Raw genomic sequence first — 25706 nt, 5'->3', positions numbered from 1 at the left:
GCCGTCAAGCGGTCTGCTGCACCTTCGCGCTTTCGGCCGCGGCGTCGATGTTGGCGACGAGCTGTGCATCGAGCCCCAGCGCCCCGGCGAGGTCCCGCAGGAAGGCCGTTTCGGCCTCCTGGTCCGGATCGATCGTGAGGCGCGCGGCCGCGTAGACCTGCGCGGCGACTTCCGGGCTGCCCGCCTGGGCGGCCAGATTCACGGCCGAGGCCGGGCTGGCGAACTCGGCGTCAAGGAAGCGCGCCGCGTCCGGCTCGGCGCCGAGCTGCTGGAGATTGCCGGTGATGTGCGCGCGCTCGGCGTCGTCGACCACGCCGTCGGCCGACGCGGCCGCGATCATGGCGCGGATCAGCAGCAGCGCTGTTGCGTTGTCCCGCCCGGCGTCGCCGGTGGTTCCGAAGGGGCTTTCGGCCGGCGCCTCGGCGATCTGCGGTTGTCCGCTCTGCTGCGGCAGCGACACCAGCGGCTTGCCCTGCTGGTAGTTCTGCCAGGCCTGGTAGGCCAACCCGCCCACCAGTGCGAGGCCGCCGAGCTTGGCGGCGTCCACCGCCAGCCCGCGCCCGGCCTTGCTGCCGAGGAACAAGCCCGCGAGGCTGCCGAGCGCGGCGCCGCCGGCGAGCTGGTTCTGGCCCAGCATGTCCTTGGCGCGTCCAAGCAGGTCGCCGCCACCCCCGCCGGCCTGCCCGCCCGAGAGGCGGCCGAGAATGTCGTTGATGGCCGGCGACACGCCGGTCTGCCGTCCCGCGCCCTGGAGGCCCTGCGTGGCCTGCCCGAGCACCGAGCCGATGAGGCCGCCGATGCCGCCCTGCGCGGAGCCGCCGGCTCCTTGGCCGCCGCCTTGGGCCTGAGCCCCGCCGCCCTGCTGCAACTGCCCGAGCACGTTGCCGAGCAGGCCTCCCAGCCCGCCCTGGCCCGAGCCGCCCTGCGCAGGCGACTGGCTGGCGGACATCATGGCGTCCAGCAGTTTCTTGGCGTCGAACATGGCTGCGTCCCCTCTCGTGATCTGCGATCCAAGTGGGGACGCTCTTGCCGAATGTGAAGAACCGGGAGCGCGGTTCAAAGCGTGCGGCGCCGAAATCAGCGCCGCCGCTTGCGGTTCAGCAGGCCGTCAGCCGAGGCGTGCGCTCGACTTCCAGGTCGAACAACGGCCGAAGCCGGGTCCCGATGACGTTGCCCGCGAAGGCCGCGACCATCCACACCCAGCCATGCAGGCTGCCGGACGCGATGCCTGAGAAATACGCGCCGATGTTGCACCCGTAGGCGAGACGTGCGCCGTAGCCGAGCAACAGGCCGCCCAGGATCGCGGCCAGGGCCGAGCGCAGCGGCACGCGCCAGGTCGGCGCATAGCGGCCGGCCAGCGCGGCGGCGAGCAGCGCGCCGACCACGATGCCGATGTCCATCACGGAGGTGACGTCGTTCAGGACGCTGTTCTGCAGCGCGGCCTTGTTGGCCGGGTTCGACCAGTAAGGCCAGCTCGCGACGTCCGCGACGCCGAGCGAGGCCGTGATCTTGGAGCCCCACAACGCGAAGGCCGACGTGATGCCCCAGGGTTTGCCGGCCAGCGCCAGCGTGGCGAAGTTCAAGAGCGCCAGCGCGACGCCGCCCGCGATCAGCGGCCAGGGACCGCGCAGCAGGCGGGCGAGGCCATGGCGGGGCGAGGGCTTCTCGGCCTCCAGCGCGCCATGGCGCTTGCGCTCGAAATAGATCGTCGCCGCCGCGATGGCGGCGAACACCGCGAGGTTCACGGCCAGGGCCGCCCACGGGCCCCAGAGCTTCACGAGCGAAACCGGCGCAAAGCTCGGCTGCGCGGCCCACCAATGCAGGTGCGCGGCGCCCACCGTGGAGCCGACGATAAAGGCCGCCAGCGTGATCAGCATGCGGGTGGATCCCCCGCCGACCGTGTAGAGCGTGCCCGACGCGCAGCCGCCGCCCATCTGCATGCCGATGCCGAACAGAAACGCGCCGAACACCACCGACACGCCCACGGGCGACACGAGCCCCTGCACGGGCTGGCCGAACAGGCTGCCGGACGCCAGCACGGGAAAGAACAGCGTGGTGGCGACCGCCAGCATGATCATCTGGGCGCGCAAGCCCGCGCCACGGCGATCGGAGATGAACACCCGCCAGGCGGACGTGAAGCCGAACGCCGCATGGTAGAGCACCAGGCCCATGAGGGCGCCGAGGCCATACAGCGCGGCCTGCCTGGGATTGACCACTGCGCCGATAACGGCCGCGCCCGCCACGATCGCGAAGGCCGCCCCCCAGGCGGCGCCGACATTGGCGGGTGCGGCCGATGTGGGCCGCTGGGCGGCTGGCCCAGCCGTAGCGGGCGCGAAAGAGCTGATGCTCGACATGTGTGATGTCCTGAAACGGGGATTGGCCAATGGCCTCAGCCCTTATCTAGGTTCCACAGCACAGAACGTCAATTCTCCTTAATAAACACGTTCTGAGTGTGAATTAGTCGAGCCGCTCGATTTCGTCGAGCGTTCGGCCGGCGCGGCCGCGGTAGCGGGGCAGGGTCCAACCCCGCGAAAGCGCCGCGCCGCGCACCAGGAACCCGGCCGTGAATCCGACCGCCACCGCCACTTCTCGGCTGACCCCCAGATGCGTGCTCGCCACGAAAGCGCCTGCGCCGACCAGCGCGGCCGTGACATAGACCTCGCGGCTGAGCACAACCGGCATCTCGCCGCCGAGCACGTCCCGGATCACGCCGCCGAACGTGGCGGTGACAACCCCCATCGCGACCGCGACCGTGGGGGCCGCCCCTGCGCCGAGCGCCCGCTCGGCTCCGGTGACGGCGAACAGCGCGAGGCCGAGCGCATCGAACCAGAGCAGCAGGCGGTAGCGCGAATGGGCGAGGTGGGCGGTGAAGAACACCACCGAGGACACGGCCGCGCAGGTCAGGAGGTATTCGGGCTGGCGCACCCAGAACACGGGCGTCAGCCCGAGCAGGACGTCGCGCAGGGAGCCGCCGCCGATGCCGGTCGCGACGCCCAGCAGCGCAAAGCCGACGATGTCCATCTGCTTGCGGGACGCGACCAGCGCGCCCGAAATCGCGAACACGACGATGCCCAGCCAGTCGAGGGCGGTCGCAACGGTGTTGAACAGCATGCGAAGCCTCCGGCAGGCTCCGCGTCAGCCCCGCAATTCCGCGGCGGCGCGGGACAGGCGGGTCACCGTCGCCCAGTCGCCGGCCTTCACGGCGGCCGCCGGCGCGATCCAGGATCCGCCGACGCACACGACGTTGGCAAGCGCCAGATAGGTCCTGGCCTTCTCGGCGTCGATGCCGCCGGTGGGGCAGAACAGGATGTGCGGCAGCGGCGCACCGAGCGCCTTCAGGAAGGCCGCGCCCCCGGCCGGCTCGGCGGGAAAGAACTTCATGACCGTGTGGCCCATCTCGGCCAGCGTCATGGCCTCGCTCGCCGTGGAGGCGCCGGGCAGCAGCGGCGCCGTGCCGTGCGCCGCGGCTTCGGCCAGCTTCGGCGAACAGCCAGGGCTGACCAGGAACCGGGCGCCGGCCGAATCGGCCTCGCGCACCTGCGAGGGCGTCAGCACCGTGCCTGCGCCCACGATGGCGTCCGGCACGTGGCGGGCGATCAGCTCCATGGCTTCCAGCGCGGCGTCGGTGCGCAGCGTGATCTCCAGCGCGGGCAGGCCGCCGGCCACCAGCGCATGGGCCAGAGGAACGGCCGTGTGCGGGTCGTCGATGGTGAGGACCGGCACCACGGGCGCGCGGCGCAGAATGGCGAGAAGAGCCGATTGGCGGGCTTCGGTCACGACGGGTCCTCCTGCGGGCGGCTGGTATGAGCTCAGATTTCGCTCGCCACGGGCGCGCGTCAATGGCCGCAAGGCGAGGGGGGCAGCTTGCCGGGCGGCTTGGCGCTGCCTGCAATTCGTGCCATCTCTCGCAGGTTCAAACGATTAAGTCGAGGGTGGACGATGACCAAGGACATTGCCGACGCGCTGCTGGATTCGTACCGGACCAAGGCCCCGATCGCGAGCGGCTCGCTGCCGTCGATCAACCGCCAGGACGCCTTCGCGACGCAGGCCGCGGTCGCGCAGGGGCTCGGCGTCCAGGTCGGCGGCTGGAAGGTCGCGATGCCGGACGCCACGTCCACGGCGGCCCCGATGTTCTCGGACGTGCTCCTCGGCAACGGCGCGCGCTACGCGCTGCCGCCCGGCGGCGCCGTGGTGGAGATCGAGCTTGGAGTCATCCTCACCAAGGACCTGCCGCCGCGTCCCGGGCAGCCCTATACCCGCGAGGAGATCGGCGCGGCGATCGGCGACGCGCTGGTGGGGGTCGAGATGGTGGCCAGCCGCTACCTCGAGATGCCGCCGGAGGCGGAGCCCAACCGCTGGCTGGCCGACAACATGGGCAACGGCGCCTACATCTCGGGCGACGCCAAGCCGCTCGCCGTCATCGGGGATCCGGCCACGCTGGTGTGCCGCTATTGGGCCAATGGCGAGTTGCAGCACGAGAAGACGGGCGGGCACCCGGCCGGCGATCCGATCGGCTGGCTGGTGAACTGGGCCAACGCCCAGGAGGACACGCTCGGCGGCCTCAAGGCCGGCCAGCTCGTCACCACCGGCAGCATCTCGCCGCCCAAGCGCTTCACCGCGCCGACGCGGATCGAGGCCGAGCTCGACCGTATCGGGCGCGTGGTGGTGGAGCTCGTCTAGGCCGGGCTTCCGGGCGACGGCCCGATCAGGTCGGCGGCCGTCTTCAGGTCGCTCACCAGGGCCGCGAAGGCGGCGTCCTTTTCGGGCTCGGTCTGCAGGCGCAGAATGTAGGACGGGTGCGTGGCGATGACGCCCCAGCGCCCGTCCGGCAGCCGGAAGGGTTGGCCGCGCTCGCGCGTCACCGCGACGGCGCGGCCGAGCACCGCCTGGGCGGCCGAGGCGCCCAGCATCACGATCACCTCGGGGTCGACAGTCGCGACCTCGCGCTCCAGCCAGGGCAGGCAGGCGTGGATCTCGCCCGCGGCCGGGCGCTTGTGGATGCGCCTTTTGCCGCGCGGCTCGAATTTGAAATGCTTCACCGCATTGGTGACATAGGCCCCCTCGCGGCCGACGCCCGCCTGCGCGAGCGCCTGGTCGAAGATGCGCCCCGCCGGACCCACGAAAGGCCGGCCGGCAATGTCCTCCAGGTCGCCCGGCTGCTCGCCCACCACCATCAGGCGCGCGGTCTCGGGACCTTCGCCCGGCACCGTCTGGGTCGCCTGCTCCCAGAGCGGGCAGGCGCGGCAGGCCTTCGCGGCCGCCGCGATGGCGGGCAGCCCCTGCGCGTCCGCGGCCGCCGCATCGGCGGGCTCCGGCAGCTCTGCGCCGCGTCGATGAACCGGGAAAGTGGGAGCCGCCTCGATCATCGCGGCCGTGCGGGCGGCGGCGCCCGCCACGAGGTCGGGGATCAGCGCCGCCTCGGGCAGGTTTTTCCAGAAGCGCTTGGGCATCTCGGCCCGCATGGCGTCGGTGTTGAGCCGGGCCGGGTTGAAGATGTTGGCGTAGTAGGAGCGCCAGAGCTCCTCCAGCGGGTCGCCCTGCGGCGACTGCCGCCGGTTGGCGCCGGGTCCGAACAACAGCTCGTCGCCGGTCCAATGGGCCGAGCGCTCGGGCGTCAGGATGGTCCAGCGCAGGCTGGCGAAGCGCTTCACGAAAAACGGCGACGCCGCTTCGACGATGTGGTTGTCGGGCTCGTACCACGCCACGAAGGCTTCGCCGTCCGGGCTGTAGATGTCCCGGAAGCGCAGGAACGCGTGCATCTTGTGGATGTCGCGCCGCACCGCCTTGGCGAGGTCGTGGAACCGCATCACGTCCTGGTCGGACGCCACCGACATGAGCCGCGGTTCGTCGCAAAGCCGCCAGAGCAGCTGGTAGATCAGCCTGAACCGCCCCGGCTCGCGATGAAGCGCGACCGATTGGGCGGTGTCGAGAAACGCCCGGGAGACGCGGGGCGGCGCGCGCTGCTCACCCTGCGGCAGCGGTGGCGCGGGCGCGTCGCCGAAGAGGTCGCCGCCGGGCTCGGCCGTGTCCCAGACCACCCGTCCGGGCGGGATCCCGGCCCGCAGATGCAGCCGCGCGGCGTCGCGGAAGCCCGCGAAGTCGGTGTCGCCGGCAAGCTGGACGCGGTGGATGTCGGGATTGGGATGCGGCATGGCGGGGGGGCTCAGGGCCTTTCTGTATGAGTGGGCCTGCACGCGCCGCGGCGCCCGACGGTTCGTCTCCGCCCCTCCACCGTCATGTCCGGGCTCGTCCCGGGCATCCACGCGCTGGGCCCCGGCGTGGATGGCCGGGACGAGCCCGGCCATAACGCCAGAAAACGAGAGAAACTACGCGGCGAACAAGTCCAGTTGCTGCGTGCTTGGCGGCTTCAGCCAGGCCTGCAGGTCGGCGCGGTCGAGCAGCTTCGTCGGCCGATGGTCCGGCAGGACGATGAAGGGCGAGACCTTGCGAAGCGGCACCTTCAAACGCGCCAGATCGTCCCCGCGCAGGCTGCGCACGCGTCGCGACGAGAGGATGCGGTCCACCGTGCGCACTCCAAGGCCCGGCACCCGCAGCAGCTCCTCGCGGCTGGCCAGGTTCACGTCCAGCGGAAAGCGCTCGCGGTGCTTCAGCGCCCAGGCGAGCTTCGGGTCCATGTCGAGCGACAGCATGCCGGCCTCGCCGCCGCTCACGATCTCGGCCACGTCGAAGCCGTAGAAGCGCATCAGCCAATCCGCCTGGTACAGACGATTTTCGCGGATCAGCGGCGCGGCCTTGAGCGGCAGGGCTTTGCTGGCGTCCGGGATCGGGCTGAAGGCCGAGTAGTAGACGCGCTTCAGTTTGTATCCGCCATACAGCGCCGCGCTGGTGGTGAGGATGTGCCCGTCATTGGCGTCGTCCGCGCCGACGATCATCTGCGTGGACTGGCCCGCGGGCGCGAAGCTCCGGCCCTTGTGGCGCGGCTGTTCGTCGATCACGCCGCGGAGATGGCCCATGGAGCGGCGGATGTCGCCGATCTCCTTGCGGGGCGCGAGCTTCTCGAGGCTGTCGGCCTTGGGCAGCTCGATGTTGACGCTGACGCGGTCGGCCCAGCGGCCGGCTTCCTCCAGCAGCCGCGGGTCGGCGTTGGGGATCAGCTTCAGGTGAATGTAGCCCCGGAAAGCGTGGTCCTCGCGCAGCGTGCGGGCGACGCGGATCAGCTCCTCCATGGTGTAGTCCGGCGACTTGATAATGCCGGACGACAGGAACAGCCCCTCGATATAGTTGCGCTTGTAGAAGTTGAGCGTGAGCTTCACGACCTCCTCGACGCTGAATCGGGCGCGCCGGACGTGGCTGGACGACCGGTTGATGCAATAGAGGCAGTCGTAGATGCACGCGTTGGTGAGCAGGATCTTGAGTAGCGAGACGCAGCGCCCGTCCGGCGTGTAGCTGTGGCAGATGCCGCTGCCGCCCGAGGAGCCGATGCCCTTGCGGTCGAGCGAGTCGCGCTTCGCGCCGCCGCTGGAAGCGCAGGATGCGTCATATTTGGCGGCGTCGGCGAGGATCTCGAGCTTGCTCTTCAGGTCCATGCGGCGTCCTTCCGTTCAGCTTTCAAAACTAATGCGTTCGCTTTTCGTTCTCAACCGCCCGGGATGCGGCACACCGTCACGGCGCTGCGACAAAGGCCGGGTTCGGCGTTGATGTCGCAACCCGAACCGGAGACCGGCCATGAGCAAGACAGCCGAAAAAAGCGATCCCAAGCTGTGGCAGAAGGTGAAGACGCACGTCCAGAAAAGCGACAAGGGCGGCAAGCCCGGCCAGTGGTCGGCCCGCAAGGCGCAGATGGCCGTGCAGGAGTACAAGCACGAGGGCGGCGGCTACAAAGGCAAGAAGACGTCCGACAACCACCTCGTGGAATGGACCGAGGAGAAGTGGGGCACCAAGTCCGGCCACAAGAGCGGCGAGACGGGCGAGCGCTACCTGCCCGAGAAGGCGCGCGAGCACCTGTCGGACGCCGAATACAAGCGCACGACGGCGAAGAAGCGGGCGGACAGCCGCAAGGGCAAACAGTTCTCGGCGCAGCCCAAGGACATCGCAAGCAAGACAGCGAAGGATCGCCATCACGACGGCCCAGCCAAGCGCGCCGCTCCGAAGGGCGAGCCCACGAAGGCGCAGCTCTACGAGCAGGCCAGGAAGCGCGACATTCCAGGGCGCTCGAAGATGAGCCGGGACCAACTCGCCAAGGCGCTGCACGCGCATTGACCGGACTGGCGGCGCGCCGGGGCGCCGGTCAGCGCTTCACCGTGGATGCGCGGACGATGAGCTCCGGCGCGATCAGCACGCGCCGGGGCGGCAGGTCGGGGTTTTCGATTCGCTCAATCAGCAGCTCTGCGGCGCGGCGGCCCATCTCGGCGTGGTGATTGCGCACCGTCGTGAGGGCCGGGTACCACTGGGCCGCCTCCTGCACGTCGTCGCATCCCACGATCGAAAAATCGACGCCCGCCTCGCGCATGCGGTGGCGCAGGCCGAGCAGCGCCCCGAACGCCGTGAGGTCGTTGAAGCAGAACGCCGCCGTGGGCGGGTCGGGGAGGTCGAGCACGGCCTGGATGCCGGCGAGCCCGGTCTGGCGCGAGCCGTAGTCCATGTAGACGAGCGCGGGGTCGAACGGCAGCCCGCGCCGTTGCAGCGCGGCCCGGTAGCCGCGATGGCGGGCGCGGCCCGTCGAAATGGCGTCGTTGCCGCCGATCATCGCAATGCGGGTGTGGCCGAGATCCACCAGGTGGCCGATCGCGAGGTCCGCGCCCATCTCGTCGTCCGAGCCGACGAAGTCGAGGCCGACGCCGTCGATCTCGCGCGAGATCTGCACCACCGGGATGCGCGCCGCCGTGAGGTGGTTGAGGCTCTCGGCCGTGGCGCCGCCGGCCGGGCACAGGATCATGCCGTCGGGCCGGTACTCCTTCAGGGTGCCGAGCACCCGTTCCTGCCGCTCCAGGCTCTCCGCATAGGTGCCGAGCAGGATGGTGCGGCCCGCCTCCGCGGCGGTCTCCTCCACGGCCACCAGCATCTCGGCGAAATACGGGTTGGTGATGTCGTGGAAGCCGACCGCGATCATGTTTGTGCGCGCGGTGCGCAGGCTCGCGGCGCTGCGGTTGTAGATGTAGCCGAGCTCGCGCGCGAGCGCCTGCACGCGCGCCTTGGTGGCCTCCGCCACGACCGGGCTGTCGCGCAGCGCGAGCGAGACGGTCGCGGTGGACACGTCGAGCTTGCCGGCGATCACCTGGAGGGTGACGCGGCCGCGATCGGCACGGTCGACGACCTCGTCGATGCTCATGCGTTTGGACTTCCCGTTTCCCCCTCGGGCAAGCATGATGCCGCCGCCCGTTCGCCCTCGTCCATCGCGGCCCGGCGAACGGGCCACCAACGGATGGCGCATGGCCATCACAAGACGCGGGAGAGCGCACAGTGTCAACGGAACGCGAGCGGATCGGCTTCATCGGCGTCGGGCTGATGGGCCACGGCATGGCCAAGAACATCGTCGAGAAGGGCTATCCCCTGACCGTGATGGGCCATCGCAACCGCAAGCCTGTGGAAGACCTCATCGGGCGCGGCGCCCGGGAGGCGAAGAGCCCGCGCGAGATCGGTCTGGCGTCTGACATCGTGTTCCTGTGCGTGACGGGATCCCGCGAAGTGGAAGGGCTGATCCGCGGACCCGACGGCCTCGCGGCCGGGCTGAAGTCCGGCTCGGTGGTGGTGGACTGCTCGACCTCTGACCCGACCTCCACGGTCGCGCTCGCGGCCGAGCTCGCCGCCAACGGGATCACGCTCGTGGACGCGCCGCTGTCGCGCACCCCCAAGGAGGCCTGGGAGGGCACGCTCGACACCATGGTGGGCGCCACGCCGGAAATTTTCGCCCGCCTCAAGCCGGTGCTCGACACCTGGGCCGGCCGGGTGATCCACATCGGCGGCACGGCCGACGGCCACCGCATGAAGCTGCTCAACAACTTCATCGCGATGGGCTACGCGGCGCTGTTTTCGGAAGCCCTCACGCTGGCCCAGAAGGTCGGCATCACGCCCGAGCGCTTCGACAGCGTGGTACGGGGCGGCCGAATGGATTGCGGCTTCTACCAGACCTTCATGAAGTGGACGCTGGAGGGCGACCGCGACGCCCACAAGTTCACGCTCAACAACGCGTTCAAGGACATGCGGTACCTGGAATCGATGGCGGACGCGGCCGGCCTCGCCAACCCGATGGGCAACGCCGTCAAGAACGCCTACGCGATCCCGGTCGCGGCCGGCAGGGGAGACGACTACGTCCCGATGCTGTCCACCCACGTGGCCGCGCTGAATGGCACGGAGCTGAAGCGCAAGGGGTGACGACTGGTACGTCGCAGCGCCCACCCTCCCCCTCAAGGGGAGGGTGGCGGCGCTGAGCGCCGCGGCGAGTTTGAACGGGAACATCCCGGCAGGCGCTGGGCTCTTTGATGCGCATCAAAGAGCCCCGGCCGCCAAACTGACACAACGGCGCGTCATTCCCCTGGACACGCCGCCATGCCGATCCCGTCTTCGCTGATCCTCGCCGAGAAGTCCGTCCCGCGTTACACCAGCTATCCGACGGCGCCGCATTTCACGGCCGCGGTGGACGGCGCGGTGGCGCGCCACTGGATGGGCGAGCTGCCCGCCGGCGCAAGCCTGTCGGTGTACCTGCACGTCCCGTACTGCCGGGCAATGTGCAATTACTGCGGCTGCAACACCAAGGTGGCGCGCAGGCAAGAGCCGCTGGACGACTACACCGAGACCCTGCTGGCCGAGATCGACGTTCTGGCGGACGCCACGGCGGCCCGGCGCGTCACGCATATCCACTGGGGCGGCGGCACGCCCAGCCTGCTCGGCCCCGAGCGGCTGGCCCGGCTGGCCGACAAGCTCGCGTCCCGGTTCAACCTCGGCGGCATCGTCGAGCATGCAATCGAGCTCGACCCGCGCACCGTGGATCCGGCCCTGGCGGCCGGGCTCGCGCGCATCGGGATCAACCGCGCCAGCCTGGGCGTGCAGGATCTCAACTTGCATGTGCAGACCGCCATCGGCCGGGTGCAGCCCTACGAAACCGTGGCGCGCTGCGTCGCCATGCTGCGCGCGGTGGGCGTCGAGGCCATCAATCTCGATCTCATGTACGGGCTGCCGCACCAGAGCGTAGACGACGTCGTGCGCACCGCCGAGCTCTCGGCCGGTCTCGACCCGACCCGTCTGGCGATCTTCGGCTATGCGCATGTGCCGTGGTTCAAGGTGCACCAGCGCCTGATCGACGCCGCGGCGCTGCCGGGCGCGGCGGAACGGCTGCAACAGGCCGCGGCCGCCCGCGACGCGCTCGTGGGGCGCGGCTACGACGTCATCGGCCTCGACCATTTCGCCCGGCCGGACGACCCCATGGCTATTGCGGCCCGGGACGGAACGCTGCGGCGCAATTTCCAGGGCTACACCACGGATGTCGCGGATGCGCTCGTCGGGCTCGGGGCGTCCTCGATCGGCCGTCTGCCCAAGGGCTACATACAGAACGCTCCCGACGTGGCGGGCTGGCGCCGCGCCGTGGAGGCGGGCGAGCTCCCGGTGGTGAAAGGCGTGCCGTTCTCGGTGGAGGACCATGTCCGCGCCGGTGTGATCGAGCGGCTGATGTGCGACTTCGCGGTGGATTTCGGCGCTCTCGCACAGGCGGCCTACGGCCATGCGGAAGCCCTCGACGACGCCATCGCGCCGCTGCAGGACCTCCAACGCGACGGAGTGTTGCGGCTGGACGGGCGGCGCGTGGCGCTGACCGAGGCCGGCAAGCCCTTCATGCGCCTGGCGGCGGCGGCCTTCGACAGCTATCTCCACGCGGGCTCGGCCCGGCACTCGGCGGCGGTCTAGCGCCGGCGCTCGCGCAAGAGCAGGTAGAGGCCGGAGGCGACCACGATCAGCGAGCCGATCACCGTGTAGCGGTCCGGCACGTCGCCGAAGATGAGGTAGCCGAGGCCGATCATCCAGAGCAGCTGCGTGTAGATGAAAGGCGACAGCACCGCCGCCGGGGCGCGCTGGTAGGCCAGGATCAGAAGGTAGTGGCCGAACCCGCCGAAGACGCCCGTCATCGCCATGCCGGCCCACACCCACGCGTCCGGCGGCTCGCGCCAGAACCAGGGCAGGAGCGGGGTGAGGATCACGACGCCGGCGAGGCCTGAATAGAACAGCGTGGTCTGGGGCGGGTCATAGGCGGCGAGCCGCCGCGTCGTGATGTTGTAGAGCGCGTAGGTGACGACGTTGAGCATGCACAAGGCCACGGCCCAGTGCATGCCGAGGCCCGGCCGCGTCACCACGAGCACGCCCATGAAGCCGACCACGATCGCGCCGAGGCGGTGCGCGCCGACCTTCTCGCCAAGCATCGGCCCGGCCAGCAGGGCGACGAGCAACGGCGTCGCGAAGGCGATCGAGATCGTCTGGGCGAGCTGGAGATATTGCAGGGCGAAAAAGTTCGCGGCCGTGGAGGTGAACAGCAGCAGCGAGCGGACCACCTGCAGCCCGGGCCTGGTGGTGCGGCTGACGCCCGGCCGGGTGATCGGGTTCAGAAAAAAGAACACGAGCACGACGTTGGACATGTAGCGCGCCCACGTCGTCTGCACGGACGGGATGGCGTGGTTCAGCCACTTGGCGGTCGCATCCAGCAAGGAGAAACACAGAAACGCGCAGCAGATCAGCAGGATGCCGACGAGCCGCTCGCGCGCCTTTTCGTCCAGTGGTGTCGCCCCCGCCTTCATGCCGTCCCCGATCTGGCCGCCACGGCAGACTACCTGCATTTCTAATCGATTGATGATCCCGTTCGGCGGGTCACCCCTGCGCTGCGTGGAGGCGGGCGGTCACCCGCGACGGTCGGGCTGCCAGCGGCGCAGAAGGGCCGCGCAGCTGAGCGCCACAGCGGCGTAGAGCACGAGCCCGGCGGCGCAGATCAGCGCCACGGCGGCGAAGAGCCGCGGCACGTTGAGGCGATAGCTCGCCTCGACGATGCGGTAGGCGAGGCCGGCGTCGGAGCCGCCCGAGCCCGCCACGAACTCGGCCACGATCGCGCCGATGAGGGAAAGACCCCCGGCGGTGCGCACGCCCGCGAGGATGAACGGCACGGCGCTGGGCAGTTCCAGCAAGAGCAATCTTCGCCAGGGCGAGGCCCGGCCCAGCGCGAACAGGTCGGCGAGCTGCGGATCTGCGGAGCGCAGCCCCGCCATTGCGCCGGCCAGCACCGGGAAGAACGCCACGATGAACACCGACAGGTAGATGGTCGCGGTCGGGCCCGCATAGATCACCAGGATGGGGGCGATCGCGACCAGCGGGGTCACCTGCAGGATCACCGCATAGGGCGAGAAGGCGAGCGCGGCCCAGCGCGAGCGCGTCAGCAGGATCGCAAGGACGACCCCGCCGACCAGCGCGGCGGCGAAGCCCGCCACCGTCAGCCTGAGCGTCACCGCCAGTGCGCCGAACAGCAGGGGCGCATCCTCGGCGAGGGCCTGCGCGATGCGGGTGGGGGCCGGGAGCTTGTAGGGCGGAATGGCGTAGTGGCGGACCAGCGCCTCCCAGAACAAGCCCGTGAGCGCGAGCACGCCGACGGGAAGCAGCACGGTGGCGAGCCGATGGGCCGGCCTGCGCATCAGCGCACGCCCTCGCCCTGCGCGCGCGCGAGCGCGGCGGAGGCCTGGGCGCACAAATCGAGATAGAACTGGTCGCGGCGCAGCGCCTCGTTGCGCTCGGCCGGCAGATCGACCGAGAACTCGTGCAGGATGCGTCCCGGCCGGCGGGTCATCACGGCGAGGCGGGTGGAGAGATAGACGCTCTCGTAGACCGAGTGGGTCACGAACACGACCGTGCATCCCGTCTCGCGCCACAGCCCGCGCAGGTCGTCGTTCAGCCTGAAGCGGGTGATCTCGTCCAGCGCCGCGAAGGGCTCGTCCATCAGCAGCAGCCGGGGCCGGGTGATCAGCGCGCGCGCGATGGCGACGCGCATGCGCATGCCGCCCGACAACTCGTGCGGCAGCGCCTTTGCAAAGTCCGCCACGCCGACGCGGGCGAGTTCGGCCTGGATGCGGGCCGCCGCGTCGCGCCGCGATACGCCCGCGAGCCGCAGCGGCAGCCAGACATTGTCCGCCACCGTCGCCCAGGGCATCAAAGTGGGATCCTGGAACACGAAGGAGAGGCCGCCTTCGCCGGCCGTTCGGGCCGTGGTCTCGATGGCGCCTTCGGTGGGAGCGTCCAGGCCGGCGATGATCCGCAGCGCCGTGGTCTTGCCGCAGCCAGACGGGCCGAGCAGCGACAGGAACTCGCCTTCGTCGATCGTGAGATCGAGCCCCGACAAGGCCGTGACGCCCGTGTCGAAGGTCTTGCCGACGCCGGCGAGGCGAACCAGCGGGGCCATGCTCAGGGCTTGCCAGCGGCGGGCGCCAGCCTGGCTTTCTCGGCCATCCCGACGCCCTTGTTCACGAAGGCGAGGCTGTAGGCCTTGGCGATGTCGAGGCCCGGCTTCAGCACGCCGGCCTTCACCATCTTGCCGTAGAAGCTGGCCATGCGGGCGTCCGTCATGGCGCCCACGCCCTGCGTGAGCGCCTCGCCTGAATCGACGATTCCGTCCTGCCTCATGCGGTCGGTCGAGAACGCGACGAGCTCCTCGGAGATGTCCGGGTTGAGCTTGCGGATGAGATCGTTCGCCTTGGCGTTGTCGCCATAGAGGTAGTTGACCCAGCCCAGGATGGAGGCCTCGACGAAGCGGCGCACGAGGTCGGGGTTGCCCGCCACGAGGTCGCGGCGCGTCTCGATCGTGGTGGCGTAGCTGTCGAAGCCGTAGTCGGCCAGCAGGAAGACCTTGGGGTCGAAGCCGCCCTGGCGCCGAATGGCGAGCGGCTCGGAGGTGGCGTAGCCCTGCTGGGCGGAGCGCTTGTCGGCCAGAAAGGGCGCGGCCGAGAAGGCGTAGGGCTTCACCTGCTCGTCGCGGAACCCGTACTCTGCCTTGAGCCACTGGAAGCTTGACGCCACCGTCTGCTTGGACAGGAACAGCGTCGCGTTCTTCAGGTCCGCCAGCGTCTCGAAGCCCTGGCCCGGATGGGCCATGAGCACCTGCGGCTCCTTCTGGAACATGGCGGCCACGACGAGCGTCGGAATGTCCTGCTCCACGGCCGCGAAGGCCTGGATCAGGTTGCCGCCCATGTAGAAATCGAGCTTGCCGACCGGCAGCAGCAGCCGGTTGTTCACCTGCGGGCCGCCCGGCACGATGGTGACGTCGAGGCCGTAGCGCGCATAGGTCCCGTCCGCGAGCGCCTGGTAGAAGCCGCCATGCTCGGGCTGCGGCAGCCAGTTCGTGCCGAAGGTGACCTTGTCGGCCGCCCGCGCAGGCGCGGCGAGCAACGCCAGAACGGCGAGGCACAGGCTGAGGGCGCGGTAGACCAGCATCGGGGAGCTCCGGGGGCATCGGCCCGGAAGCATTATACCGCGCCGCAGCAAGCGTCACCCGGAGCGCGACGGTTTCGAGCCTGGGAGGGACATTTGCGGCTCGCCCAGGCTAGCCAGAGCGCCGCGGAGCGCCCTCGTTTCAGTCCGCGCCCGCTTCAGGCCGCGCGGCGCAAGCCCTCGTCGCCGGCCGCCATCGCGGCGACCAGGAGGTCGAGGTCGGGCTTGGGCGCGAGGACGCCGGTGGGGCTGACGAGGCCGTGGGCGCCGCGCAGCGCGTCGGGCTTCAGCTCCAGGCCGAGGAAGCGCTCGCGCTCCACCGGGCCGGGCATCCAGAGCGCGCTGGTGAGGTCGGCCGAAAAGCCGAAGCGCTGGTAATAGGGCGCGTCGCCGACCAGCAGCACGGCCTCGTGGCCGGTCGCGGCCGCAAGCGTCAGCGCGGCGCGCATCAGCTTGCCGCCGAGGCCCTCGGAGCGCGCGGCGCCGTCCACCGCCAGCGGGCCGAGCATCAGGGCGGCGCGGCCCGGGCCGGCGCTGATGTTCCACAACCGCACGGTGCCGACCAGCCGGCCGGCGCGCTCAGCCGCCAGGGCGAGCGCCGGCAGGCGGCCTTCGCGCAGGCGCTCGCAGGTCTTGAGCGTGCGGGCCGGGCCCAGCGCGGCGTCGAGCAGCGCCTCGCGGGCGTCGAAATCGGCGGCGGTCTCGGGACGGATCTGCAGGCCCGTGAGGGCGGCGTCGGAAACGTGAATCATGGCCGTGCTCCTTCCCCGCCCGGCTGGCGCCGGAACGGATCGAATCCAGTGAAGGTTCGTGGGGAAGCTGGGCCCGTGGTTTCCGGAGGAAACACGCGGACCCGAGACGCGGGCGCGGGGGAGTGCGCGCCGAAGCCTGCCGGACGGCAGGCCAGCCGTAGCCGCCGGCGCGGGGCCGGCGGCGGGCTCAGATCACGTAGGATCGGAGCGGAGGGAAGCCGTTGAACGCGACGGCCGAGTAGGTGGTCGTGTACGCGCCCGCGCCTTCGATCAGCACCTTGTCGCCAATCGAGAGGCTCACCGGGAGCATGTACGGCTCCTTCTCGTACATCACGTCGGCCGAGTCGCAGGTCGGGCCGGCGAGCACGCAGGGGACCATCTCGTCGCCGTCGTGACGGGTGCGGATGGGGTAGCGGATCGACTCATCCATCGTCTCGGCGAGGCCGCCGAACTTGCCGATGTCCAGGTAGACCCAGCGAACCTCGTCCTCGTTGTCCGACTTCTTCGAGATCAGCACGACCTCGGACTCGATCAGGCCGGCGTTGCCGACCATGCCGCGACCGGGCTCGATGATGGTCTCGGGCAGGCGGTTGCCGAAGTGCTTGGAGAGAGCCCGGAAGATGGAGTCGCCATAGCGGCTCACGCCCGGAACTTCCTTCAGGTACTTGGTCGGGAAACCGCCGCCGAGATTGACCATCGACAGGTTCATGCCGCGCACCGCGCACTCGCGGAAGATTTCCGCGGACGAGGCGAGGGCCTGGTCCCAGGCTTCCGTGTTGCGCTGCTGCGAACCGACGTGGAAGGAGACGCCATAGGCCTCCAGCCCGTTGCGATGCGCATGCTCCAGCACGTCCGCGGCCATCTCGGGCACGCAGCCGAACTTCCGCGACAGCGGCCACTCGGCCCCGGCGCCGTCGCACAGGATGCGGCAGAACACCTTGGAGCCGGGCGCAGCGCGCACGATCTTGTCGACCTCGGCGACGCAATCGACCGCAAAGAGCCGGATGCCGAGCGAAAAGGCCCGCGCGATGTCCCGCTCCTTTTTGATCGTGTTGCCGAACGAGATCCGGTCGGACGTCGCGCCGGCCGCCAGCGCCATCTCGATCTCGACGACCGAGGCGGTGTCGAAGCACGAGCCGAGCGTGGCGAGCAGGTGCAGCACTTCCGGCGACGGGTTCGCCTTCACGGCGTAGAACACCCGGGTGTCCGGCAGGGCGCGCGCGAACGCGTTGTAGTTGTCCCGCACGACATCGAGGTCGAGGACCATGCAGGGTCCATCCTCACGGCGCGTACGAAGGAACTCACGGATGCGTGCAGTCATGGCACGAATCTCCCAAGGCTGCCGAACGCCGGTCAGGCGCTCGAAAGGTTGAAGCCCCGGGTGTCGGTCCCACGACGCGGCGCTTTGGAGACGCCGACGCCGGGTGAGGACACCCGATGATGCTGCCTTGGATTGGACTGGGGAGACCCCATCCGCACGTCGGGCAAAGAAGGACAAGCCTCTTCGGTGATCCGACCTTTGGAGGGTCGGACGAGACCAAAAAAGCCCGTTCCGTCGTTGCTTTAAGTCGCGTCCCCCGGGGAGAGCGGGGTACGCCGGTTTTCCCTCCGGCTGCTGGTCAGGGTTCGGAACGCGGCATTTCTGCCGGGATCATCGCCAATGGGGTTCCCACCTCATTGGTCCCGATCCTGTCCCGGGCGGCTGTCCGGCCTCTTGTCCGGATGCCCACCGACCAGCACGCGACCACAGGCACGTGCGTAATTGGGCGAGGGGATACATAGGGACGTTCGCCCCCCTCCGCAATAGTTTTTTTCAGCTCTCCGCAAATTGCTGACAGGGGGGCTAAGTCTCTGATATTGGGAAAGGAAGAGCACCGTGGGGACGCGCTCCCAGTTGCAGCCGGCGAGAGCCGGCCGCCAGGGCCGCGCAGGAGCCCGGTCCCGCGGTCCGGATGCAGGGTCCCGGCCCTGTTTCCGACGCTGTCCTCCCTTGTCTTCCTGCCTCAGAGTTCTTGCACGATGCCCCTCTCCCGTCGTCATTTCATCGCCCGGCTCGGCGGCCTCGGGGCCGCCCTTCTGGCGGCTCGCCCGGCTCAGGCCCAGCCGGCCCCGGCGTCGCCCGGGCCCCAGCCGAACCAGCCGCGGTTCGGCTTCGACGACGTGATCCGCCGGGCGCGAGATCTTTCGGGCGCTCCCTATGACGTCAATCCGCCGCCGCTGCCCGAAGCGCTCGCCAAGCTCGACTATGACAGCTACCGCGACATCCGCTTCCGGCCGGACAAGTCGCTGCTGGGCGGCAATGGCGGCCAGTTCCGCATGCACATGTTCCACCCGGGGTTCCTGTTCAACCGCCCGGTGGTGGTGAACGTGATCCGCGACGGCGTCAGCGCACCCGCGCCCTATTCGGCGTCCCTGTTCGACTACGGCCGCAACAAGCTCGGAAACCTGCCGGTCAATCTCGGCTTCGCGGGCTTCCGCCTGCATTACCCGCTGAACGATCCGCGCGTGCAGGACGAGCTGATCTCGTTTCTGGGCGCGAGCTATTTCCGGTTCCTCGGCCGCAAGCAGCGCTATGGCCTGTCGGCGCGCGGGCTCGCGATCGGGGTGGGGGCGAAGGAGACCGAGGAGTTTCCGGTGTTCCGGGAGTTCTGGATCGAGCAGCCGGGCCCCGATTCGGACCGCGCCGTGATCTACGCCCTGCTGGACGGACCGTCGCTGACCGGCGCGTACCAGTTCTTCGTCTACCCGTCGAACGAGACGGTGGTGGACGTCTCCATGCAGCTCTTCCCGCGCAAGCGGATCGAGCGGATCGGCATCGCGCCGCTGACCTCAATGTTTTTCGTGGGCGAGAACGACCGGCGCTTCAACGACGACTTCCGGCCCGAGCTGCATGATTCGGACGGGCTCCTGATGCACACGGGGGCGGGCGAGTGGCTGTGGCGGCCGCTGCGCAATCCCAAGGAGATCAGCTTCTCGGGCTTCATGGACGCCAATCCGCGCGGCTTCGGGCTGATGCAGCGCGACCGCACCTTCGAGCACTACCAGGACATCGACCTCGGCTACGAGGCGCGCCCGAGCTACTGGGTGGAGCCGCGCGGCAACTGGGGCGAGGGCCGGATTGAGCTGATCGAGATCCCGACCGGCGACGAGACCAACGACAACGTCGTGGCCTACTGGACGCCCAACGCCGTGCCGGAGCCGGGCCAGAGCCTTGCCTGGGGCTACCGCATCACGGCCGTGACGGACGACTACAAGCTCCACAGCGGCGGAGCCGCCTACAACACCTGGCAGACCTCCGCGCGGGCGCTGGGCGCGCCCGAGCCGCCGGCCCCCGGCTCGCGGCGGTTCATCATCGACTTCGCGGGCGGCGATCTCGGCTACTACCTCAACGATCCCGAGAAGGTGCAGATCGTGCCCTCGGCGTCGGCCGGCCGCATCGTGCGCACCTTCCTGGTCCCCAACCCGAAAACCGAGGGCTTCCGCGCCGGCATCGACGTGCAGCTCGAGAAGGGGCAGACTGCCGATCTTCGCGCCTTCCTGAAGTCGGGCGGGCGAGCCCTGACGGAGACCTGGACGTTTCCCTGGAAGGCCGAATGATCGTCGGGGCCAGAATGGCGGGTGTGCGGCCGCACGCCTGGCCGGCGTCTTTCGGCCACGATGCTGCGGGATGACACCCGCGTTTTTCCTCCCACCGAGCGTCGCCGGCCCGTTGCGGAACCGCCGGCTCCGCCCAATATGGCTGCCCCATGAGCCTTGACCGTCGGACGTTTCTTCAACTCACCGCCGCCATCCAGACCGCAGCCGCGCTCGGGGTCGGCCCCGCGCAGGCGCAAAAGGCCGATGGCCTTGCGTTCGGGCCGGCCGAGCCCTTCAGCTGGGAGGGCCTGAAACGGCAGGCGAAGGAGCTCGCGGCCAAGCCCTACGAGAGCCCGCCGCGGCCCGATCCCGAGATCGTGCGGCAGATCGACTACGACGCGCACGGCAAGCTGCGCTTCAAGCTCGAAAACGCGCTCTGGGGCGAAGGCGGCAGCGTCTACCCGCTGAGCTTCCAGCATGTGGGCCTCTACTTCCAGAAGACGGTGCGCATGCACCTGATCGAGAAGGGCGCCTCGCGCGAGATCAACTACAACCCCAACCTGTTCATGGGCGGGCCGGACCACGTCGCCCGCAAGCTCGGGCCCGAGCCCTCCGCGTTCGCGGGGTTCTGGGTGCACGAGAGCCGCAACGACGCCGGCTGGAAAAAGGCCGAGCCGTGGGCGACGTTCCTGGGCGCCTCCTATTTCCGGGCTGTCGGCGAGCTCGGCCAGGTCGGCCTGTCGGCGCGCGGCCTGGCGCTCGGACCCGGCACCGCGAGCCCGGAGGAATTCCCGGACTTCATCTCGTTCTGGTTCGAGCCCGCGCCGACCGAGAACGACCCGGTGATCGTCAACGCCCTGATGGACAGCCCGAGCCTGACCGGCACCTACCGCTTCGCCATGCGGCGCGGCAAGGGCGTGGTGATGGACATCGACGCCAGCCTGAACCTGCGCAAGCCGGTGGAGCGCATGGGCATGGCGCCACTCACCTCCATGTACTGGTTCTCCGAGACCGTGAAGCCGACCGCGATCGACTGGCGGCCCGAGATCCACGATTCGGACGGCCTGGCGGTGTGGAACGGCAAGGGCGAGCATTTCTGGCGGCCGCTCAACAATCCGAGCCGCATCATGGTGTCGAGCTTCGTCGACCAGGCGCCGCGCGGCTTCGGCCTGTGCCAGCGCGACCGCAATTTCGAGAACTACCAGGACGGCGTGAAGTACCAGCTTCGGCCGACGGCCTGGGTGGAGCCGCTGGGCGACTGGGGCGAGGGCGCGATTCAGCTCACCGAAATCCCGACCGACGACGAGATCCACGACAACATCGTGGCCATGTGGGTGCCCAAGGACCCGACCGCGGCCGGCAAGACCTACGACTATCGCTACCGCCTCCACTGGCTGGCGGACGAGCCCTATCCGTCGCCGCTGGCGCGCTGCATGGCGACCCGGCTCGGCAATGGCGGCCAGCCGGGCCAGCCGCGCCCGAAGGGCGTGCGCAAGTTCATGGTGGAGTTCAAGGGCGACGTCCTGTCGAAGCTGCCCTTCGGCACCAAGCCCGAGGCGGTGCTGTCGGCGTCGCGCGGGCAGTTCTCGTACGTCTACACCGAGGCGGTTCCGAACGAGATCCCGGGCCACTGGCGCGCGCAGTTCGACTTCACGGTCGAAGGCAAGGATCCGGTGGAGATGCGCCTCTACCTCAAGCACGGCGCCGAAGTGCTGAGCGAGACCTGGCTGTACCAGTACCACCCGTTCTGAGGCTTTCGGGTCGCGGCGGTCATTCCGCCTCGCCGTCATCCCCGGCGGCGCGTAGCGCCGGGAAGGGGATCCAGGAGTGAGCGCTTTTGCCCCTGGATCCCCTTCCCGGCCTGCTGCGCAGGCCGCCGGGGATGACGGTGGAATGGTAGCGGGACCTTCAACGCGAACCACGCCACGTCAGAAATGTTACAACATAACATGCCGCTTGCGCGGCCCGAATGTTATGTTGTAACACTTGAGCCCTGAGCCGGTCCCCTCCGCCCGGCTGGAGTTCCCCCCGTGGCCCACGCCCATCCTCATCCGCGGCCTGCTCATGCGCCGTTCTCGTTGCTCCGGCTGTCGGTCGGGCAGCGGCTGATGGGCGCCGGCGTGGTGGTGGCGCTGATCTGGGCGCTCGTGTTTTGGGCGATCGGCTGATGAGCGCCATCCACTTCAACGACCTGACGCTTGGCTATGACCGCCACCCCGTGGTGCATCACCTCGACGGCGAGGTGCGCTCGGGCGAGTTGCTCGCCATCGTGGGGCCGAACGGCGCCGGCAAATCCACGCTGCTGAAGGGCATCGCGGGCGCGCTCGCGCCGCTGTCGGGCTCGGTCGGGGTCAACCGCAAGGCGACCCGCATCGCCTACCTGCCGCAGGCCGCCGACGTGGACCGCAAGTTCCCGATCAGCGTCTATGACGTGGTGTCGATGGGCCTGTGGCGGCGCACCGGCTGGCTCGGCGGCGTCGGCCGCCAGGACCGCGCCGCCATCGAGCACGCCATCGCGGCCGTCGGGCTCACGGGCTTCGAGGACCGCGCCATCGGGGCGCTTTCGGGCGGCCAGATGCAGCGCGCCTTGTTCGCCCGCCTGCTGCTGCAGGACGCCGGCGTGATCCTGCTGGACGAACCGCTCACCGCCATCGACGCCAAGACGGCCGCCGACCTGCTCGACCTCGTGCGCCGCTGGCACGCCGAGGAGCGCACCGTGGTTGCGGTGCTGCACGACTTCGAGGTCGTGAAATCCGTGTTTCCGCAGACCCTGCTGGTCGCCCGCGAGGCCGTCGCCTGGGGGGCGTCCACCGACGTGCTGACGCCCGACAACCTCATGAAGGCGCGCCGCATGCTGGAGGCGCCGGACCGCGCCGCCGAGCGCTGCCCGCGCGCCGCGTAGCATCGAGTTCAGTTCCGTTCGAGGACGACCCGCCGGCAGGCGGGCGGGAGACGCTCGTGTTGTATGACGCCTTGATCGGCCCCTTCGTGGAATTCGAGTTCATGCGGCGGGCGCTGGCCGGATCGGTCGCGTTGTCGCTCGGGGCGGGGCCGCTTGGCGTATTCCTGATGCTGCGCCGGATGAGCCTCGTCGGCGACGCCATGGCGCACGCGATCCTGCCGGGCGCGGCCACCGCCTATCTGCTCACCGGGCTGTCGCTGGGCTGGATGACGGTGGGCGGGCTGGCGGCCGGTCTCGCGGTGGCGCTGCTGGCCGGCGCGGTGGCGCGCACCACCGCGCTGGAGGAGGACGCCTCTTTGGCGGCGTTCTACCTCCTGTCGCTGGCGTTGGGCGTGACGCTCGTGTCGGTGCGCGGCACCAGCATCGACCTGCTCCACGTCTTGTTCGGCACCGTGCTGGCGCTGGACGACGCCACGCTGCTGCTGCTGGCCGGCATCGCGTCCGTGACCGTGCTGGCGCTGGCGGCCCTGTTCCGGCCGCTCGTGATGGAGAGCGTGGACCCAGGCTTCCTGCGGTCCGTGAGCCGCATGGGCGGGGTGACGCACCTGGCGTTTCTCGGGCTCGTGGTGCTGAACCTCGTGGCCGGCTTCCACGCGCTCGGCACGCTGCTGGCCGTGGGCATCATGATGCTGCCCGCCATCGCGGCGCGGTTCTGGACGCGCGACGTCACCGGCCTGATCGGCGTCGCGACCGGGATCGGGATCCTGTCCGGGCTCGCCGGGCTGCTCGCCTCCTACCATCTGGGCCTGCCGAGCGGGCCGACCATCATCCTGGCGGCCGGCGTCGCCTACCTGTTCTCGTTGCTGTTCGGGACGGAGCGGGGCTGGCTGCCGCGCTTCCTGCCCCGGCGCCATCTGGAAGCCTGAGGAGCCCCCATGCTTGCACGTCGTTCCGTTCTGACGCTGGCCCTGGCGGCCGGCCTTGCCGGCTTCGCGCCGGGCGCCCGGGCGCAGACCGCCGCCAAGCTGCCCGTGGTTGCGAGCTTCTCGATCCTGGCCGATTTCGTCCGGCAGGTCGGCGGGGATCGCGTGCAGGCGTCGGCGCTGGTCGGCCCCAATGGCGACGCGCACGTCTACCAGCCGACACCGGCGGACGCGAAGACGATGGCGGGCGCCCGGCTGATCGTCGTCAACGGCCTCGGCCTGGAAGGCTGGATCGCGCGGCTGGTGAAGGCCTCCGGCGCGAAGGGCGCAGTGGTGACGGCCGCAGCCGCGGTGACGCCGATCGCCGGCGAGGAGCCTGCCGGCAAGGCGGCCCACGCGCACGCGGCCGACCCGCATGCATGGCAGGACGTCGCCAACGCCAGGCGCTATGTGGCGGCGATCCGCGACGGCCTCGCGGCCGCCGACCCGGACGGTCGCGCCGACTACGAGGCGCGCGCGACCGCCTATCTGGGGCAGCTCGACGCCCTCGACGCCGAGATCCGGGCCGCGGTCGCCAGGATCCCGGCCGATCGCCGCCGCATCATCACGACGCATGACGCCTTCGGGTATTTCGGCCGGGCTTACGGCGTAACATTCATCGCCCCGCAGGGCGTCTCCACCGAGTCGGAGGCCTCGGCGGCCGACGTCGCGCGCATCATCCGGCAGATCCGGGCCGAGAAGGCCTCGGCCGTATTTCTCGAAAACGTGTCCGACCCGCGCCTGATGCAGCGCATCGCCAAGGAGAGCGGCGCCCGCGTGGGCGGGCGGCTGTTCTCCGATGCGCTTTCGGAGCAGGGCGGCCCCGCAGGGACTTACATCGACATGATGCGAAACAATATAAGGGAGCTGAGCGCGGCCCTTTCGAGCTGACCGTCGCCCGCTTCCGCTCGTTCGAGATCCGCCCACCCGTTCGCGAGAGTTCACGACCATGTCCGACAAGATCCCCGTCACGGTGCTCACCGGCTATCTGGGCGCCGGCAAGACGACGCTCCTCAACCGCATCCTCACCGAGCAGCACGGCAAGAAATACGCCGTGATCGTCAACGAATTCGGCGAGATCGGCATCGACAACGACCTCGTGGTCGGGGCCGACGAGGAAGTGTTCGAAATGAACAACGGCTGCATCTGCTGCACCGTCCGCGGCGACCTGATCCGCATCATCGAGGGGCTGATGAAGCGGCGCGGCAAGTTCGACGCCATCATCGTGGAGACGACCGGCCTCGCCGATCCGGCCCCGGTGGCGCAGACCTTCTTTGTCGACCAGGACGTCTCCGACAAGGCGCGCCTCGACGCGGTCGTGACGGTGGCGGACGCCAAGTGGCTGACCGAGCGCCTCAAGGACGCGCCCGAGGCTAAGAACCAGATCGCCTTCGCGGACGTGATCATCCTCAACAAGACCGACCTGGTGTCGGCCGAGGAGCTCGCCGAGGTCGAGGCGCGCATCCGCGCCATCAACCCCTATGCGGTGCTGCACAAGACGCAGCGCGCCGCCGTGCCGCTGGACGCCGTGCTGGGCCGCAACGCCTTCGATCTCGACCGAATCCTCGAGATCGAGCCCGCCTTCCTGGAGGAGGGCGACGGCCACCACCACGACCACGATCATGGCCACGCGCATGACCACGAATGCGGCCCGGGCTGCGACCACGACCACGGCGGCGGCCTGAAGCACTACCACGACGAGCACATGCAATCGGTGTCGATCAAGCTCGGCGAGGTCGATCCCGAGAAGTTCATGCCGTGGATCAACGACCTGACCCAGCGCGAGGGGCCCAAGATCCTGCGCTCAAAAGGCATCCTGGCCTTCAAAAACGAGCCCAAGCGCTTCGTCTTCCAGGGCGTGCACATGATCCTGGACGGCGATCTCCAGCGCGACTGGAAGGCGAACGAGGAGCGCCAGTCGCGCCTCGTCTTCATCGGCCGGGACCTCGACGGGGACATGATCCGCGCCGGCGCGCTCGCCTGCGCGGCGTAATCCGCGCCGTCATGGCCGGGCTTGTCCCGGCCATCCAGGCCTTCGTGGGGCGCGTGGGTCCCCGGGACGAGCCCGGGGATGACGGTGGAGAGGTTTCGCGCGACCTCCCTGCCGCA

At 69.7% G+C, this 25706-nt stretch carries 23 protein-coding genes and 1 pseudogene; 11 read left to right on the top strand and 13 right to left on the bottom strand.

All coding sequences use genetic code 11. From position 1 onward, the window contains the following. Window positions 1-4 precede the first annotated feature (4 nt). The 4 genes from IEV99_RS20605 to IEV99_RS20590 form a co-directional block, all read right to left on the bottom strand. Window positions 5-982, bottom strand: a complete 978-nt coding sequence (locus IEV99_RS20605; RefSeq protein ID WP_244643949.1) for a tellurite resistance TerB family protein — start codon at window positions 980-982, stop codon at window positions 5-7. A 115-nt stretch (window positions 983-1097) separates the two neighbouring features. Beyond that, the gene (locus tag IEV99_RS20600) at window positions 1098-2354 is read right to left on the bottom strand and encodes a YeeE/YedE family protein (protein WP_188519571.1); all 1257 of its coding nucleotides are present in this window, start codon (window positions 2352-2354) and stop codon (window positions 1098-1100) included. Between the two features lie 103 nt (window positions 2355-2457). Beyond that, on the bottom strand, window positions 2458-3111 hold the full coding sequence (locus IEV99_RS20595; protein WP_210318681.1) for a trimeric intracellular cation channel family protein: 654 nt from the start codon (window positions 3109-3111) through the stop codon (window positions 2458-2460). A 24-nt stretch (window positions 3112-3135) separates the two neighbouring features. Beyond that, window positions 3136-3777 (bottom strand): bifunctional 4-hydroxy-2-oxoglutarate aldolase/2-dehydro-3-deoxy-phosphogluconate aldolase, encoded by a 642-nt coding sequence (locus IEV99_RS20590; protein WP_188519570.1) that lies wholly within the window; start codon window positions 3775-3777, stop codon window positions 3136-3138. A 162-nt stretch (window positions 3778-3939) separates the two neighbouring features. Here IEV99_RS20590 and IEV99_RS20585 point away from each other — a divergent pair, with 162 nt between their 5' ends. After that, the gene (locus IEV99_RS20585; RefSeq protein WP_188519569.1) at window positions 3940-4680 is read left to right on the top strand and encodes a fumarylacetoacetate hydrolase family protein; all 741 of its coding nucleotides are present in this window, start codon (window positions 3940-3942) and stop codon (window positions 4678-4680) included. On the opposite strand, the gene IEV99_RS20580 is transcribed toward IEV99_RS20585, so the two are convergent. Next, window positions 4677-6152 (bottom strand): UdgX family uracil-DNA binding protein, encoded by a 1476-nt coding sequence (locus tag IEV99_RS20580; RefSeq protein ID WP_188519568.1) that lies wholly within the window; start codon window positions 6150-6152, stop codon window positions 4677-4679. The genes IEV99_RS20585 and IEV99_RS20580 overlap by 4 nt on opposite strands. Window positions 6153-6326: 174 nt before the next feature. Next, window positions 6327-7547, bottom strand: coding sequence for a putative DNA modification/repair radical SAM protein (locus IEV99_RS20575; protein WP_188519567.1), 1221 nt, complete (start codon window positions 7545-7547; stop codon window positions 6327-6329). A gap of 139 nt (window positions 7548-7686) precedes the next feature. On the opposite strand from IEV99_RS20575, the gene IEV99_RS20570 reads away from it, so the two are divergent. Further along, window positions 7687-8220, top strand: coding sequence for a hypothetical protein (locus IEV99_RS20570; RefSeq protein WP_188519566.1), 534 nt, complete (start codon window positions 7687-7689; stop codon window positions 8218-8220). Between the two features lie 28 nt (window positions 8221-8248). Here IEV99_RS20570 and IEV99_RS20565 read toward each other — a convergent pair whose 3' ends face one another. Then, the gene (locus tag IEV99_RS20565) at window positions 8249-9289 is read right to left on the bottom strand and encodes a LacI family DNA-binding transcriptional regulator (protein WP_188519565.1); all 1041 of its coding nucleotides are present in this window, start codon (window positions 9287-9289) and stop codon (window positions 8249-8251) included. A gap of 104 nt (window positions 9290-9393) precedes the next feature. Between IEV99_RS20565 and IEV99_RS20560 the strand changes: the two are divergent. Both IEV99_RS20560 and hemN read left to right on the top strand, forming a co-directional pair. Continuing rightward, window positions 9394-10332 (top strand): annotated as a pseudogene (locus tag IEV99_RS20560) (NAD(P)-dependent oxidoreductase); the annotation flags it as partial. Window positions 10333-10506: 174 nt separating this feature from the next. Next, complete coding sequence (gene hemN, locus IEV99_RS20555) at window positions 10507-11856, top strand: oxygen-independent coproporphyrinogen III oxidase (protein WP_188519564.1); 1350 nt, start codon at window positions 10507-10509, stop codon at window positions 11854-11856. Here the strand turns inward: hemN and IEV99_RS20550 are convergent. The 6 genes from IEV99_RS20550 to IEV99_RS20525 form a co-directional block, all read right to left on the bottom strand. Then, window positions 11853-12776, bottom strand: coding sequence for a DMT family transporter (locus IEV99_RS20550; protein ID WP_244643948.1), 924 nt, complete (start codon window positions 12774-12776; stop codon window positions 11853-11855). The genes hemN and IEV99_RS20550 overlap by 4 nt on opposite strands. Before the next feature lie 60 nt (window positions 12777-12836). Next, the gene (locus tag IEV99_RS20545; RefSeq protein WP_188519563.1) at window positions 12837-13619 is read right to left on the bottom strand and encodes an ABC transporter permease; all 783 of its coding nucleotides are present in this window, start codon (window positions 13617-13619) and stop codon (window positions 12837-12839) included. Continuing rightward, entirely contained in the window at window positions 13619-14380 is a 762-nt protein-coding gene (locus IEV99_RS20540; protein WP_188519562.1) for an ABC transporter ATP-binding protein, read from the bottom strand. The genes IEV99_RS20545 and IEV99_RS20540 overlap by 1 nt, the downstream gene beginning before the upstream one ends. 2 nt (window positions 14381-14382) lie before the next feature. Then, the gene (locus tag IEV99_RS20535) at window positions 14383-15408 is read right to left on the bottom strand and encodes an ABC transporter substrate-binding protein (RefSeq protein ID WP_188519561.1); all 1026 of its coding nucleotides are present in this window, start codon (window positions 15406-15408) and stop codon (window positions 14383-14385) included. A 155-nt stretch (window positions 15409-15563) separates the two neighbouring features. Further along, window positions 15564-16157 carry a GNAT family N-acetyltransferase gene (locus IEV99_RS20530; protein WP_188519560.1) on the bottom strand — a complete coding sequence of 198 codons (594 nt, stop codon included), beginning with the start codon at window positions 16155-16157 and terminating at the stop codon, window positions 15564-15566. Between the two features lie 187 nt (window positions 16158-16344). Beyond that, window positions 16345-17478 carry a type III PLP-dependent enzyme gene (locus IEV99_RS20525; protein WP_188519559.1) on the bottom strand — a complete coding sequence of 378 codons (1134 nt, stop codon included), beginning with the start codon at window positions 17476-17478 and terminating at the stop codon, window positions 16345-16347. A 698-nt stretch (window positions 17479-18176) separates the two neighbouring features. On the opposite strand from IEV99_RS20525, the gene IEV99_RS20520 reads away from it, so the two are divergent. The 7 genes from IEV99_RS20520 to IEV99_RS20490 all read left to right on the top strand — a co-directional run bounded on the left by IEV99_RS20520 (window position 18177) and on the right by IEV99_RS20490 (window position 25590). After that, a complete protein-coding gene (locus IEV99_RS20520) occupies window positions 18177-19754 on the top strand; it encodes an OpgD/OpgG family glucan biosynthesis protein (protein WP_188519558.1) in 1578 nt (525 codons plus the stop codon). Window positions 19755-19903: 149 nt separating this feature from the next. Continuing rightward, a complete protein-coding gene (locus IEV99_RS20515) occupies window positions 19904-21484 on the top strand; it encodes an OpgD/OpgG family glucan biosynthesis protein (protein WP_188519557.1) in 1581 nt (526 codons plus the stop codon). A 279-nt stretch (window positions 21485-21763) separates the two neighbouring features. Next, window positions 21764-21901: a hypothetical protein gene (locus IEV99_RS20510; protein WP_188519556.1), complete on the top strand. Its 138-nt coding sequence runs from the start codon at window positions 21764-21766 to the stop codon at window positions 21899-21901. Continuing rightward, window positions 21901-22635: a zinc ABC transporter ATP-binding protein AztA gene (gene aztA / locus IEV99_RS20505; RefSeq protein ID WP_188519555.1), complete on the top strand. Its 735-nt coding sequence runs from the start codon at window positions 21901-21903 to the stop codon at window positions 22633-22635. The genes IEV99_RS20510 and aztA overlap by 1 nt, the downstream gene beginning before the upstream one ends. A gap of 56 nt (window positions 22636-22691) precedes the next feature. Continuing rightward, window positions 22692-23561, top strand: coding sequence for a metal ABC transporter permease (locus IEV99_RS20500; RefSeq protein ID WP_244643947.1), 870 nt, complete (start codon window positions 22692-22694; stop codon window positions 23559-23561). Between the two features lie 9 nt (window positions 23562-23570). Beyond that, window positions 23571-24488: a metal ABC transporter solute-binding protein, Zn/Mn family gene (locus tag IEV99_RS20495; protein WP_188519554.1), complete on the top strand. Its 918-nt coding sequence runs from the start codon at window positions 23571-23573 to the stop codon at window positions 24486-24488. A 58-nt stretch (window positions 24489-24546) separates the two neighbouring features. After that, window positions 24547-25590: a CobW family GTP-binding protein gene (locus IEV99_RS20490; protein WP_188519553.1), complete on the top strand. Its 1044-nt coding sequence runs from the start codon at window positions 24547-24549 to the stop codon at window positions 25588-25590. Window positions 25591-25706: the final 116 nt, after the last annotated feature.

It is taken from the genome of Alsobacter metallidurans (assembly GCF_014636935.1).
Lineage (GTDB): Bacteria > Pseudomonadota > Alphaproteobacteria > Rhizobiales > Beijerinckiaceae > Alsobacter > Alsobacter metallidurans.
The sequence above is the reverse complement of the archived record's forward strand: the minus strand, read 5'-3'. Positions and strand labels throughout refer to the sequence as shown.